This window comes from uncultured Tateyamaria sp., from assembly GCF_947487805.1.
Lineage (GTDB): Bacteria > Pseudomonadota > Alphaproteobacteria > Rhodobacterales > Rhodobacteraceae > Tateyamaria.
The window spans coordinates 146155-160540 of record NZ_CANKXW010000006.1; the positions used below are offsets into that span (position 1 = coordinate 146155).

A 14386-nucleotide genomic window follows, 5' to 3' on the forward strand; every position below is an offset into this window, starting at 1 on the left:
GGGGCGCATGCCCGGCTACCGCGTGGTGATCATCACGCTGGACAGTCACGCCGCGGGGCCTGCGCGGCGGGCGATGGAGCGGCTTGCCTCGGATTATCCCGGTCTGGATTGCCAGATCCATGCCGCCGCCGAATGGGGCGAGACCCCCGGCAGCTTTGAGGCCGCCGAAGAGGCGGTGCGGCACGGCGACATCATCATCGCAAACCTGCTTTTCCTCGAAGAGCACGTGGCGCGCATCCTGCCCGCCCTGCGCGCGCGGCGCGATCACTGCGACGCGATGGTTGGGGTTGTGGCCGATGCCGAGGTGGTCAAGCTGACCCGCATGGGCACGCTGGACATGACCGCGCCGCCCAGCACCATGGGCAAGCTGATGAAACGGCTGCGCGGATCGTCCAAGCCCAAGACCGAGGACGGCGCCAAGAAGATGCAGATGCTGCGGCGTCTGCCCAAAATCCTCAAGTTCATTCCCGGCAAGGCGCAGGACCTGCGCGCCTGGTTCCTTGTGATGCAGTACTGGCTGGGCGGGTCGGACGACAATGTCCGCGCGATGATCCAGTTCCTGCTGAACCGCTATGCCACCGACACAGGCTGGCAGGACGCGCCCGAGGCGGCTCTGCCCATCGATTACCCCGATACCGGCCTCTATCATCCCGACCTGCCGGGCCGCATCACCACCGACGCGGCGGATATTCCCGGACCCGCAGGGGCCGCGATGACCGTGGGCGTGGTCATGTTGCGGTCTTATGTGCTGGCCGGGGACACCGATCATTATGACGGCGTGATCCGCGCGCTCGAGGCGCGGGGGCTGCGGGTGTTGCCTGCCTTTGCCGGGGGGTTGGATGCGCGCCCGGCGGTCGAGACCTATTTCATGGGCCAGGTCGACGCGATGGTGTCGCTGACCGGGTTCAGCCTTGTGGGCGGGCCTGCCTATAACGACAATGACGCCGCTGTGGACATGCTGGCGCGGCTCGACGTGCCTTATCTCGCCGCCCATTCGCTGGAATTCCAGACGCTGGGGCAGTGGGCCCAGAGCAGCGGTGGCCTTGGCCCGATCGAGACGACGATGCTGGTGGCCCTGCCGGAACTTGACGGTGCGACGTGCCCCACGGTCTTTGGCGGGCGGTTGGGGCCAGAGGGCTGCAACGGTTGTGCGCGGGGCTGCATGGCCGGGGCGGAACCCAAGGCGATGGTGCCCTGCTTTGAACGCGCCGAGGTGTTGGCGGACAAGACGCTGAAACTGGCACAGCTGCGCCGCCGCGCGAATGCCGACAAGAAGGTGGCGATTGTCCTCTTTGGCTTCCCGCCCAATGCAGGTGCGGTTGGCACTGCGGCTTACCTTTCGGTATTTGAAAGCCTTTTCAACACGTTGCATGCGATGAAGGCGCGCGGTTACCAGCTTGAGGTCCCGGCCACGGTCGAGGATCTGCGCGCGCAAGTGATCCAGGGCAATGCCGCGCAATACGGGCAGCAGGCCAATGTGGCCGCCCATGTGGATGCCGACACCATCGTGCGCACCCAGCCCCATCTGGCCGAGATCGAGGCGACATGGGGCCCGGCACCGGGCCGGGTGCAATCGGATGGGCGCGGTGTATTTGTGCTGGGCGCGGATCTGGGCCACGTCTTTGTCGGCGTGCAACCGGCCTTCGGCTACGAGGGCGACCCGATGCGCCTGCTCTTTGAGCACGGCTTTGCCCCCACACACGCCTTTGCCACGTTCTACCAGTGGCTGCGCGACGGCTATGGTGCGGATGCGGTGCTGCATTTCGGGATGCACGGGGCGCTGGAATTCATGCCGGGCAAACAGGCGGGTGCCAGTGGCCGTGACTGGCCCGACCGCCTGATCGGGGCGCTGCCCAACATCTATCTCTATGCGGCCAACAACCCGTCCGAGGCGTCGCTGGCCAAGCGGCGGTCGAACGCCGTCACGATCACGCATCTGACGCCACCGCTGGCGCAATCCGGCCTCTACAAGGGCCTGGCGGAGTTGAAGGATTCGCTGACCCGCTGGCGCGAGATGAACGGGGATGACCCCGCGCGGACCGAGTTGGAGGCGTTGATCGCCGAACAGGCGGTGGCCGTGGACATGGGCGGCACCCCCGCCGACACGCTCTGGCTCAAACTGCTGGAGACCGAGGACGCGCTGATCCCTGACGGGCTGCACGTGGTGGGCCAACCGCTGAGTGATGCAGCGCGGAGTGAATACCTCGACCTGATGCGCCACGCGGATGACGACGCGCGCGCACGGGCGGATGGGCTGTTGCGGCAGGACAGTGAATTGGACGCGCTGATGACGGCGCTTGATGCCCGCTATATCGCGCCGGTGCATGGCGGCGACCTGATCCGGTCGCCCGACATCCTGCCCACGGGCCGCAACATCCACGCCTTTGATCCTTTCCGCATGCCCACGGCCTTTGCCTGCCGCGAGGGTGAGAAACAGGCGCAACTGCTACTCGACACGCACCCGACCCTGCCACGCTCGATTGCGCTGGTGCTCTGGGGATCGGACAATATCAAATCCGACGGCGGGCCGATTGCACAGGCGCTGGCGCTGATGGGCTGCACGCCACGGTTCGACAGCTTTGGCCGTCTGGCGGGGGCCGACCTGATCCCGCTGGAGGATCTGGGCCGCCCGCGCATCGATGTGATCATGACCCTGTCGGGGATTTTCCGCGACCTGCTGCCGCTGCAAACCCGCATGCTGGCCGAAGCCGCGCTGAAATGCGCCCAAGCCGACGAGCCGCTGGACCAGAACTATGTCCGCGCCCACGCGCTGGCCTATGCAGAGGCGCAGGGCGTCGATCTGGCGACGGCTGCCTTGCGCGTCTTCTCCAATGCCGAAGGCGCCTATGGGTCGAACGTGAACCAGCTGGTCGACAGTTCGGCCTTTGGGGACGAGGACGAGCTGGCTGACGCCTACGAGACCCGCAAGAGCTTTGCCTACGGCGTCGATGGCAAGTCGGCGGCCAACCCCGCGCTGCTGCAAAAGGCGCTGGCGGATGTCGAGGTGGCCTATCAGAACCTCGAATCCGTCGAACTGGGCGTGACGTCGGTGGATCACTATTTCGACACGCTGGGCGGCATTGCACGCGCGGTGAAACGCGCCCGCGGGTCCGAGGCGTCGGTCTATATCGGCGACCAGACGCGCGGCACGGCGCGGGTGCGGACCCTGCGCGATCAGGTGGCGCTGGAAACGCGCAGCCGGGCGCTGAACCCGAAGTTTTTCGAGGGCCTGCTGAAACACGGCGCCGAAGGCGTGCGCCAGATCGAGGCGCATGTGACCAACACCGTGGGCTGGTCCGCCACCACTGGCCAGGTCGACGACTGGGTTTACCAGCGAATTTCCGAGACCTTCGTGCTGGACGAGGACATGCGCAAACGCATCGCCGATCTGAACCCCACCGCCTCCAGCCGCATGGCCAACCGCCTGCTCGAGGCCTCGGACCGCGACTATTGGCAGCCCGATGCCGAAACGCGGGCCGCGTTGCAGGAAGCGGCGGACGCGCTTGAGGACAAGCTTGAGGGGGTCGCTGCCGAATGACCCTTTGTACCGAGATCAGCCGCCGGAGCCTCCGGCGGGCATATTTGAAGAACAATGAAGAGGCTGGTGCCTTTTCGGAAAGGAGGGCCAAATGAGCCCACTCGACAGAAATCCCCCGTCCCTGCGCGGTCAGGACGGCGAAGGATCGGTGCAGGTGCATCAGGACGCGGACGCAAAGATCGAGGGCGCCAAGGTGTTTTCGGTCTATGGCAAGGGCGGGATCGGCAAATCGACGACCTCGTCCAACCTGTCAGCGGCCTTTTCCAAGCTGGGCAAGCGGGTGCTCCAGATCGGGTGCGACCCGAAACATGACAGCACCTTTACCCTCACAGGCCACTTGCAGCCCACGGTGATCGACATCCTCAAGGAGGTGGACTTCCACCCCGAGGAACTGCGCCCCGAGGATTTCGTGACCACCGGCTATAATGGCGTGATGTGTGTCGAGGCCGGCGGCCCGCCCGCGGGCACCGGATGCGGCGGCTACGTGGTGGGCCAGACCGTGAAACTGCTGAAACAGCACCACCTGCTCGAAGAGACCGACGTGGTGATCTTTGACGTGCTGGGCGACGTGGTCTGCGGCGGCTTTGCCGCGCCTTTGCAACATGCGGACCGCGCGCTGATCGTCACGGCCAACGATTTCGACAGCATCTATGCGATGAACCGGATCATCGCCGCCGTGCAGGCCAAATCCAACAACTACAAGGTCCGGCTGGCGGGCTGTATCGCCAACCGCAGCCGCGAGACCAACGAGGTGGACCGCTATTGCGACACCGTGGGGTTCAACCGCATCGCGCATATGCCCGACGTGGACGCCATCCGCCGGTCGCGGCTGAAGAAAAAGACGCTGTTCGAGATGGACGACGAAGAGGACATCGTCCGCTGCCGCGCCGAATATGTGCGGCTGGCGCAACTGTTGCTGGACGGCACCGAGGGGATGGCGCCCGCGCCGATGGAAGACCGCGATATCTTTGAGTTGCTTGGTTTTGATTGATGAAAACAGCAATGCAATACTGCACCGGGTGCCGCTCTCATAGCTCTTGCAAGCAAGAGCAATTGCCGCGCACTGCTCACTTCCCGCAGGAGTGCGGAAAGTGACGATGTATGACCAAACCCGCGCCCGCGTCGAAGACTATTTCGACCGCACGGCGACCAAGACATGGGAGCGTCTGACCTCGGACGCGCCCGTGTCGCGCATTCGGGAAACCGTGCGCGCGGGGCGGGAGCGTATGCGCGACCTGATGCTGAGCCGCCTGCCCGACGACCTGCGTGGCGCGCGGGTGCTGGATGCGGGCTGTGGCCCCGGCATGGCAACGATCGAGCTGGCCCAACGCGGTGCAACTGTCGTGGCCGCCGATATCTCGCCGCAACTGATCGACATTGCGCGCCTGCGCCTGCCGCACGAGTTGCAGGGACAGGTCACATTCCACGCAGGCGACATGCTGGACCCGAAACTGGGCCGCTTTGATGCCGCCATCGCCATGGACAGCCTGATCTACTACACCGCCGACGACATCGGCACGGCGCTGTCGGCGCTGGAACCGCGCGTCTCTGGCCCGATCGTTTTCACCGTCGCCCCGCGCACGCCCGCTCTGATGGCGATGTGGTACGCAGGCAAGGCGTTCCCCCGCTCCGACCGGTCGCCTGTAATGATCCCCCACGCACACCCGAAACTGGCCCGTGCCGCGAAATCCGCAGGCGTCCGCCGCCGGTTGCGCCCCGTCGACCGGATCACATCCGGCTTCTACATCTCCGAAGCGATGGAGCTGCGCCCATGAATGCGCTGAAAAACCTCTCGCTCCGGGCCCTGCCCTTTGCCGATGCCGCATCGGACAGCCTGCCGCTGGATCAGCTGCTGCGCCTGTCGCTGTTTCAGGTGTCGGTGGGCATGGCGAGCGTGATGCTCTTGGGCACGCTGAACCGCGTGATGATCGTGGAACTGAGCGTGCCCGCCATGATCGTGGCGGTGATGATCGCCCTGCCCGTGCTGATCGCGCCGTTTCGGGCCCTCTTGGGGTTCAAGTCCGACAATTACCGGTCATCCATCGGCTGGAAACGGGTGCCCTACATCTGGTTCGGATCGCTGTGGCAGTTCGGTGGGCTGGCGGTCATGCCCTTTGCGCTGCTGGTGCTGGGTGGCGACGTGGTGCACGACATTCCCTTTGCCGGTCAGGTGCTGGCGGCGCTGGCGTTCCTGATGACGGGGCTGGGTCTGCACATGACACAAACCGCCGGGCTGGCGCTGGCCAGTGACCGGGCGACGGATGAAACGCGCCCCCGTGTGGTCGCGCTGCTGTATGTAATGTTCCTTGTGGGCATGGGGATTTCCGCGCTGATCATTGGCGGACTTCTCAGCAATTACAGTGACTTACGCCTGATCCGCGTGGTGCAGGGGGCCGCCGTGATCGGCGTGGCCCTGAACCTTGTGGCGCTTTGGAAGCAAGAGGCCGTGCGCCCGATGTCCCGCGACGAGCGCGCCGCCCCCCGGCCGCTGTTCCGCGATGCCTGGGCCGATTACGCCCGCGGCGGACAGGCCGGGCGGCTCTTGGCCTGCGTCTTTGTCGGCACCATGGCGTTCAACATGCAGGACGTGCTGCTGGAACCCTATGGCGGCGAAATCCTGGGGCTGTCCGTTTCGGCCACGACGCTTTTGACCGCGCTCTGGGCGGCGGGCGCGCTGGCGGGTTTTGCCTGGGCCGGGCGGCGGCTCGCGGCGGGCTCCAACGCCTACCGGCTGGCGGGCGCGGGCATCCTTGCGGGTGTCTGGGCCTTCAGCCTCGTGATCTTTTCCGCCCCCATGCAGACCAGCGCGCTCTTTTACGCTGGTGCCACGCTCATCGGCTTTGGCGGCGGGCTCTTTGCCGTCTCGACGCTGACGGCGGCCATGACCATGCCCGCCCAAGGGGTCGCAGGCCGCGGCCTTGCATTGGGCGCATGGGGCGCGGCACAGGCCACGGCGGCGGGCGTCGCCATCGCCATGGGCGGCACCCTGCGCGACTGGATCGGGGCGCTCGCCACCTCCGGCGCTTGGGGCGAGGCGCTCAACAGCGCCGCCACCGGATATTCGTTTGTCTACCACGCAGAGATTGGCCTCCTGTTCGTCACTCTCGTCATCCTGGGACCGCTTGTGCGCACTTCGGGTCCCCTCACCCAAGCGGAAAGGCCGCAGCCCATGGGGCTTGCGGACTTCCCCACATGACCTTGTCCAGGAAAGGAACCCCTACATGACTGAGACATTTTTCGGAGAATTCGACCTCGCGTCCCTGACGCTCTGGCTGTTCTGGATCTTCTTCGCCGCGCTGATCATCTGGATCCAGCGCGAGAACATGCGCGAAGGCTACCCGCTCGAGGATGACGAGGGCAACGTATCCTCCAACCCCTCCATGTGGCCCCTGCCCGCGGACAAGACGTTCGATCTGCCCCACGGGCGCGGCTCCGTGACCGTACCGTCGGGCCAGCCGCCCGAACGCGACGAGATCCCGATGAAACGCGTGGGCCCCGGCAATGGCTACCCGCTGGAACCCACGGGCGATCCCATGCTCGACGGTGTCGGCCCTGCGTCCTGGGCCCCGCGCCGCGACATCCCCGAGCTTGACGGCCACGGCCACCCCAAGATCATCCCGATGTCCGCAAACGAGGCCTTCCGCCACGCCGCAGGGCGTGACCCGCGCGGCCTGCCCGTGATGGCGGGCGACGGCGAGATCGTGGGCCGCGTTACCGACATGTGGGTCGACGAACCCGAACAGCTCGTGCGCTATCTCGAATACACGCTGGACCCCAAATGGGGCACAGGCAACCGCCTCGTGCCGCTGACCATGGCCCGCATCTGGCGCGACCACGTCAAGGTCCGCAGCCTCTACGGCAAACACTTCGCCACCGTGCCGCAACACGCCAGCAGCACCCAGGTGACCATGCTCGAAGAAGAGAAGATCTGTGGCTACTACGGCGGCGGCACCCTCTATGCCGACAGCGCCCGTCAGGAACCCAAGCTCTGATGAAACCGACACCGGGCGCGCCAGACACGTGCGCCCGGCCCTGAACGATGACCAGAAAGGGGAATGTGCGCCATGTCCCATGACGACTTCGAAATCGAGCCGGTGAACGGCCTCCCCGAACGTCCCCCCGAGGGCGAGGAGATCCTGTGGCAAGGCAGACCCTCGACATGGGCACTGGCGCGCGAGGCGCTCAACCTCAACTGGATCATCGGCTATTTCGCCGTGCTCACCGCATGGCGCTTTGTCACCGTGGTCGACCTCATGCCACTCGGCCAGGCCATCGCGGCCACCCTGCCACTGGTGGCTCTGGGAGCGGTGGTCTGCGGCCTCCTGCTGCTGACCGCGCTCATCCAGGCGCGCGCCACCGTCTACACGGTCACAACGTCCCGCGTCGCCATGCGCATCGGCGCGGCGCTGACGCTCACGCTCAACCTGCCCTACCGCGAACTGGGCAACGCCGCCCTTGACCTGCGCAAGAACGGCACCGGCACCATCGCGCTCGACACCACGGGTGCCACGAAACTCAGCTATCTGGTGATCTGGCCCCACGCACGGCCCTGGCACCTGTCCAAACCGCAACCGGCCCTGCGCTGCATCCCCGACGCCGAAAACGTGGCACAGATCCTCGCCAACGCGGCCGAGGCGCGGATCAGCACCCCGCAGGTCGTGCGCACAACACCGCTCGACGCGGTCGCGGCGGAGTAAGCACGATGAACAACACTGCCTCCCCCCGCATCCACGCCCAGGAAGACGAGCTGGTCCCCCGCATCCTCGTGCGCGCCGTGCTCGCACTCCTGCTGATCATCCTGTCGCTGGTCACCATCGCCACGCTCACGGGCCGCCCACTGGAAAGCACCCCGGCCCAGACCGAGATCCTCAACGAACGCGCGCTCTTCATCACCGGCGACGCCTCGGGGGCCGCCCGCGTGCTCGATGCACATGGCAGCGTGCTCGCCGATTTCGCCGCGGACAAGGGCGGCTTTGTCGCCGGCATCGAACGCGTGCTGCACCGCGAACGCGCCAAGGTGGGCGCAGACCCATCCGCGCCCGTGCTGCTGCGCCTGCGCGCAGGCAACCGCCTGTCGCTATACGACCCCGAAACCAACTGGTCGGCCGAGCTCATGGGCTTTGGCGCCGACAATCTCCGCACCTTCGCCAGGTTGCTGGACCAACCCTAACCCCGGAAAGGAAGCCACCTCATGGGACTACTGACAAAGGACATCGAACGTGCCCCCTGCACGGTTGAAATCAGCCACAAATTCGAAAGCCTGCACGCCCACGTGCGGTTCAACAACGGCGCCGTCATCTATCCCGGTGACGAAGTGCAGGTGAAAGGCCCCGAGATCATGGCCCCCTTCGGTGAAATCGTCACCGAAGACCGCGAGGCGGTGATCTTTCGCGCGTCCAAACTGGAACGGCTCTGGACCCGCCTCACCGGCGATCTCGAAGTCATGGAACTGTGCGAGTTTTCCTTCTCCGAAGAGGTGACACTATGAACGCCCCTGTCAAACACACATCCGACATCACCGACGCCGAGGAATCGCTGAAACTGCAACAATCGCAGGCCATCACCGACAGCGACGGCGCCACGGAACTGGCGATGCAGAACACCCTGCTGACCCCGCGCTTCTACACCACCGATTTCGACGAAATGGACGCGATCGACGTGACCCCCGTGCGCGCCGACTGGGACGACCTGATTGCCCAGATGGTCTCTGACCCCAACAAGGGCCATTTCAAGAAAAACGCCGACTGGGACACGGTCGACTGGGACGGGATGGAACCGCAGCTGAAAAAGGAATTCATCGACTTCCTGGTCAGCTCCTGCACCGCCGAATTTTCGGGCTGCGTCCTCTACAAGGAAATGAAACGCCGCGGCAACAATGCCGACATCACCCAGCTCTTCCAGCTGATGGCACGGGACGAGGCGCGGCACGCGGGCTTCATCAACGACGCCCTGCGCGAGGCAGGCATCGCGGTCAATCTGGGCTTTCTCACCCAGAAAAAGAAATACACCTATTTCCGGCCCAAGTTCATCTACTACGCCACCTACCTCAGCGAAAAAATCGGCTACGCCCGCTACATCACCATCTTCCGCCACCTCGAGGCCAATCCCGAACACCGCTTCCACCCGATCTTCAAATGGTTCGAGGAATGGTGCAACGATGAGTTTTCACACGGCGAAGCCTTCGCACTGCTGATGAAGACGGACCCCAAACTGACCTCCGGTCTCAACGTGCTGTGGATCAAATTCTTCCTCACCGCCGTCTACGCCACCATGTACGTGCGCGACCACCAGCGCCCCGCCTTCCACAAAGCGCTCGGCGTCGATCCCGACTGGTACGCGCACGAGGTCTTCACCAAGACATCGATCCTCAGCCAGCAGATCTTCCCGATCACCCTCGACATCGACCACCCCCGCTGGCAACGCGGGCTGGAACGGCTGCAAAAGGCCAATGTCGACATGGCAGGCGCCAAGGGCCTCAGGAAAATCACCGCCCAGATCCGCGCCGCAGCCGCCTTCGTGTCACTCTTCACGATCCCGTCCAAAAAACACCAGGTCCCGGCCTCGGTGCGCATGGAACCGGCCTACTGATGCAGGCCCGCGCACATATCCTCCCCCCGGCTTCATTGTTCGGAAAATATGCCGGGGGAACGCCACAGGCGTGGGGGCAGCGCCCCCTGCCCGGCCCGGAGTGTGCGCCCACATGACCCCCTGGATCGCCGCCCTCATTGCCCTCTTCGTCTGGTGGTTCTCCACCGGCACGATCCTGATGGCGGTGAAATATGCCGACCGCGCGGGCCCTTCCGTGCGCGCACGCACCACATGGGCCACGCTGCCGCTCATGGCCGCCGGTGCCTATGGCGCATGGTGGTCCATGACCCAGACGGACATCTTCGGCGTCTACGTGGCCTTCCTGTCGGCGCTGGCGCTCTGGGGCTGGATCGAACTGGCGTTCCTGACGGGCGTGATTACCGGGCCCAACACCAACCCCCTGCCCGACCACACGCCCGAATGGGAACGGTTCATCCGCGCCTGGGGCACCGTCGCCTATCACGAAATGCTGCTCGCCGCGACCGTCATCGCCCTGGCGCTGACCCAGTACGAAGCGGCAAACCCCTTCACCTTCTACACCTTCGCCGTGCTCTTCTTTGCCCGCATCTCGGCCAAGCTGAACCTCTTTCTCGGCGTCCCCCGCATCCACGTGGAATTCCTGCCGCAGGCGCTCTCGCACCTGCCCAGCCACTTCCGCACACGCGGCATGAACTGGCTCTTCCCGATCTCGGTCACCGCGCTGACCTTTGCCGCCGCCTGCTGGCTCGAACGGCTCTACGCCGCGGACACCACCGGGCACATCACGGGCTTTGCCCTGCTGACGGCCCTCACGGCGCTGGCCGCACTTGAACACTGGGTGATGGTCCTTCCCATCCCCGATGAACGGCTCTGGCGGTGGATGCTGCCTGCGCCCAAACCAACACCAGAACAACAGACCAACCAAGGGGGACATCATGGACTTTGATGCACTGTTCCAAGGCCAGATCGACGCGCTCAAGGACGAGGGCAACTACCGCATCTTCGCGGAACTGGAACGCCGGGCCGGCGCATTCCCGCGCGCCAAATGCCACGATGACGACGCACCGGACGAAGTCACCGTGTGGTGCTCCAACGACTACCTCGGCATGGGCCAGCACGAAAGCGTCACACGCGCCATGAAAGACGCCGTCGACCTCTACGGCGCGGGCGCAGGCGGCACGCGCAACATCTCAGGCACCAACCACGCCCACAAACTGCTCGAGGCCGAGCTGGCCGACCTGCATGGCAAGGAAAGCGCGCTGCTCTTCACCTCCGGCTACGTGTCGAACTGGGCCGCGCTCTCCACGCTGGGCAGCCGACTGCCCGACGCCGTGATCCTCTCGGATGAACTCAACCACGCGAGCATGATCGAAGGCATCCGCCACGCCCGCTGCACCAAGGTCATCTGGAAACACAACGACCCCGAAGATCTCGACCGCAAGCTCGCAGCGCTCCCCGCCAACGCCCCCAAGATCGTGGCCTTTGAATCCGTCTATTCCATGGACGGCGACATCGCCCCCATCGCCGAAATCCTCGACGTCTGCGAAAAACACGGCGCGATGAGCTATATCGACGAAGTGCACGCGGTGGGCATGTACGGCCCCCGCGGTGGCGGCGTGGCCGAGCGTGAGGGCCTGATGGACCGCATCACCCTGATCGAAGGGACACTGGGCAAGGCCTACGGCGTTGTCGGCGGCTACATCACCGGGTCCGAGGCGATGTGCGACTTCATCCGCTCATTTTCCTCCGGGTTCATCTTCACCACCGCCCTGCCCCCTGCCGTAGCGTCGGCCGCGCGCACCTCGATCCAGCACCTCAAGCAGTCCGACCAGGAACGCAAACTGCAACGCGAACGCGTGGCCTACCTGCGCAAACGGCTGGACCAGGAAGGCATCCCGCATCTCGACAACCCGTCCCACATCATCCCCGTGATGATCAAGGACCCGGTGAAATGCCGGATGCTGTCGGACTACCTGATGCAGCGCTACGGCATCTACGTCCAACCCATCAACTACCCCACCGTGCCCAAGGGCACCGAACGGCTGCGCTTTACCCCGTCGCCGCTGCACACGGTCGAGGACATCGAACACCTCGTCTACGCGCTCAAGGATCTGTGGAAACAATGCGCCATCAGCCACGCGGTGGCCTGATCAAACCGTCTCGAGGGGGGAAATCCCGTTCACTTTTCCCCCCTTGCCGCGCATCAAGTCAAAGTTACTGTTGACTTGAAGGGCAAACCGCTACGTTCATGACAAAGAACCACGAAGGAGACACCCATGTTCCGCACACTCGCCATCATGGCCGCCACAACCCTCGCCGCCCCGGCCTTTGCCGACGGTCACGCCTCGGGCGACGCCGCCGCCGGTGAAAAAGCATTCCGCCAGTGCATTTCCTGCCACGTCGTCGTCGACGACGCAGGCGAGACACTCGCCGGCAAAAAGGCCAAGACCGGCCCCAACCTCTACGGCATCGTGGGCGGCAACTTCGGCATGGTCGACGGCTTCCGCTATTCCGACATCAACCAGCTCGCCGCTGGCATGGAAGACCTCAAGGTCACCGAAGAAGTCTTCGTGGCCTACGTTCAGGACCCCACCGGTTACCTGCGTGAGGCAACAGGCGACAGCGGCCGGTCGAAAATGACCTACAAGGTCCGCAAGGAAGAGGACGCGGTGAACATCTACGCCTACCTCGCCTCGCTCCAGCCCGTCGCCGAATAATCGCACCCTTCACAGGGTCAAAGACATCAAAGCCGCCGGTGAGGTCCTCCCGGCGGCTTTTTTGCGTCCTCCAGTGGCGCTCCTGACGGCAGGTGGGCACATTGCCCACCCTACCCCCTACAGGCACCGCTTGCGTAGGGTGGGCAATGTGCCCACCACCCCCTCAGGGTCTCAGGCCAACATCGGCAGGTCCGTGGCCTCCGGCTCTGCCCCCGCCGCCGTCAGCATCCCGTGGATCTGTCCCCGGTGGTGGGTCTGGTGGTTGAACAGATGGGCAAAGCAGACCGTCGCAGGCTTCTCCACCCGCACCTCTCCCCCACCCGGATACCACGCGATGACCTCGTTCAGGTCATCTGCATCCAGCGCATCGGCCCAGGCCTCGATGGTGGCATCCTGCGCCGCCCGCCGCGCCTTGAATACATCCCAGTCGCCCGGTTCGGTCAGCGAGACGTCCATGTCCCGCTCGGGCCGCGTATTGCCCGCAAATCGCGCCAGCCACAGCGCGTCGTCCCACAACAGGTGATTGAACGTGGCCGCGATGGAGCCAAAAAACGCCCCCCGATCCATCCAGCGTTCGGACGGGGCCAACCCATCCGCCGCCGTCACCAGCGATCCATTTTGCCATGTGTTGTACCGCGCCATCAGGCGCAGGTGGGTCAGCATCGCATCCATATGTCAGCCTCCCGTGCGCCCGCCAAAAGGGCACCCTTTACGTCCAATTCACGTAATGATCCGCACCTCGGTCACATCCCCATCCACCTCGCGACAGGCCCCCAGCAGCCGCCGTTCCAGATGGGTCTGCACATAGGCCCCGTGAAACCGCGACGGCGCTCGCAGGGTCAACCGTCCCCCGGCCCGCTCCACACGCTCCAGCCCCGCAATCCACGACGCATAAAGTCCCGCATCCTCGCCATGCAGCACCGCCTGCGCCAGCGCCCATTCCGTGCCCGCGCTCAGATCCGGCGCACGCACATCCCCCTTCACGGGCATCGGCACCACCTTGGCCGTCTCCGGCTCTGCCGCGCCCATCCGCAATTCGAAATCCGGCCCGACAGCGGCCCAATACGCCTCCGTATCCTGCAACATGCGTTCCAGGTCCAACCCGTGCTCCGTCACCCTGCCCCGTGCGCCCTGCCGTTTGACCACCAGCCAGCCCCGCGCGCGCAGCAGCGCCATCTCCCGCTTCACCGTCCGCTCGTCCACCGACCATAGACGCGCAATTTCGCGCTGCCCCACCGCCAGTTCATCCCGCGCCCAGTTGTAGCGCGCCGTCATCAGCGTCAGCAGCCGCAGAACCCGCCGTTGGTCATGTTTGCCCTGCGCCAGCGCATAGGCACCCAAGGCTGTGATGATGTCATATTTGCGCGCAGACGCGCCCCGGCCCACCGGCCTCAGCGTTTGCATAACTGCCCTCATTTCTCGAAAATGTCCGGGCTGCCCCGGATCACACCTGCCGACGGTTGGTTTTCCACGGTTCTGGCCGCTTTTCCGTCTCTGCCTCTGATTTGCGTCCGATCCCCCGATTCTGTCAAGGGGGCATGTGGATAACCCCTGTTCCCAATCC

At 65.0% G+C, this 14386-nt stretch carries 14 protein-coding genes; 12 read left to right on the forward strand and 2 right to left on the reverse strand.

Annotated elements, in window-relative coordinates:
• Positions 1-7 precede the first annotated feature (7 nt).
• The 12 genes from Q0949_RS15320 (at position 8) to Q0949_RS15375 (ending at position 12822) form a co-directional block, all read left to right on the forward strand.
• Positions 8-3538, forward strand: a complete 3531-nt coding sequence (locus Q0949_RS15320; RefSeq protein ID WP_299374116.1) for a magnesium chelatase subunit H — start codon at positions 8-10, stop codon at positions 3536-3538.
• A gap of 91 nt (positions 3539-3629) precedes the next feature.
• Positions 3630-4529 (forward strand): ferredoxin:protochlorophyllide reductase (ATP-dependent) iron-sulfur ATP-binding protein, encoded by a 900-nt coding sequence (bchL, locus tag Q0949_RS15325; protein ID WP_299374119.1) that lies wholly within the window; start codon positions 3630-3632, stop codon positions 4527-4529.
• 106 nt (positions 4530-4635) lie between these two features.
• Entirely contained in the window at positions 4636-5313 is a 678-nt protein-coding gene (bchM, locus tag Q0949_RS15330; protein WP_299374315.1) for a magnesium protoporphyrin IX methyltransferase, read from the forward strand.
• On the forward strand, positions 5310-6734 hold the full coding sequence (locus Q0949_RS15335; protein ID WP_299374122.1) for a PucC family protein: 1425 nt from the start codon (positions 5310-5312) through the stop codon (positions 6732-6734). The genes bchM and Q0949_RS15335 overlap by 4 nt, the downstream gene beginning before the upstream one ends.
• A 25-nt stretch (positions 6735-6759) precedes the next feature.
• On the forward strand, positions 6760-7530 hold the full coding sequence (gene puhA / locus Q0949_RS15340) for a photosynthetic reaction center subunit H (protein ID WP_299374125.1): 771 nt from the start codon (positions 6760-6762) through the stop codon (positions 7528-7530).
• A 72-nt stretch (positions 7531-7602) separates the two neighbouring features.
• The gene (puhB, locus tag Q0949_RS15345) at positions 7603-8235 is read left to right on the forward strand and encodes a photosynthetic complex putative assembly protein PuhB (protein ID WP_299374128.1); all 633 of its coding nucleotides are present in this window, start codon (positions 7603-7605) and stop codon (positions 8233-8235) included.
• A 5-nt stretch (positions 8236-8240) separates the two neighbouring features.
• On the forward strand, positions 8241-8708 hold the full coding sequence (gene puhC, locus Q0949_RS15350) for a photosynthetic complex assembly protein PuhC (RefSeq protein ID WP_299374130.1): 468 nt from the start codon (positions 8241-8243) through the stop codon (positions 8706-8708).
• 21 nt (positions 8709-8729) lie between these two features.
• The gene (locus tag Q0949_RS15355; RefSeq protein WP_299146330.1) at positions 8730-9026 is read left to right on the forward strand and encodes a hypothetical protein; all 297 of its coding nucleotides are present in this window, start codon (positions 8730-8732) and stop codon (positions 9024-9026) included.
• Positions 9023-10126 (forward strand): magnesium-protoporphyrin IX monomethyl ester (oxidative) cyclase, encoded by a 1104-nt coding sequence (gene acsF, locus Q0949_RS15360; protein WP_299374132.1) that lies wholly within the window; start codon positions 9023-9025, stop codon positions 10124-10126. Before Q0949_RS15355 ends, acsF begins: the two co-directional genes overlap by 4 nt.
• A gap of 112 nt (positions 10127-10238) precedes the next feature.
• Complete coding sequence (gene puhE, locus Q0949_RS15365) at positions 10239-11051, forward strand: putative photosynthetic complex assembly protein PuhE (protein WP_299374134.1); 813 nt, start codon at positions 10239-10241, stop codon at positions 11049-11051.
• Positions 11041-12255, forward strand: a complete 1215-nt coding sequence (gene hemA / locus Q0949_RS15370; protein WP_299374137.1) for a 5-aminolevulinate synthase — start codon at positions 11041-11043, stop codon at positions 12253-12255. Before puhE ends, hemA begins: the two co-directional genes overlap by 11 nt.
• Positions 12256-12381: 126 nt before the next feature.
• Positions 12382-12822, forward strand: a complete 441-nt coding sequence (locus Q0949_RS15375; protein WP_299374140.1) for a c-type cytochrome — start codon at positions 12382-12384, stop codon at positions 12820-12822.
• Positions 12823-12993: 171 nt separating this feature from the next.
• Here Q0949_RS15375 and Q0949_RS15380 read toward each other — a convergent pair whose 3' ends face one another.
• On the reverse strand, positions 12994-13494 hold the full coding sequence (locus Q0949_RS15380; RefSeq protein WP_299374143.1) for a DinB family protein: 501 nt from the start codon (positions 13492-13494) through the stop codon (positions 12994-12996).
• 48 nt (positions 13495-13542) lie between these two features.
• On the reverse strand, positions 13543-14226 hold the full coding sequence (locus tag Q0949_RS15385; RefSeq protein ID WP_299374146.1) for a hypothetical protein: 684 nt from the start codon (positions 14224-14226) through the stop codon (positions 13543-13545).
• Positions 14227-14386 lie beyond the last annotated feature (160 nt).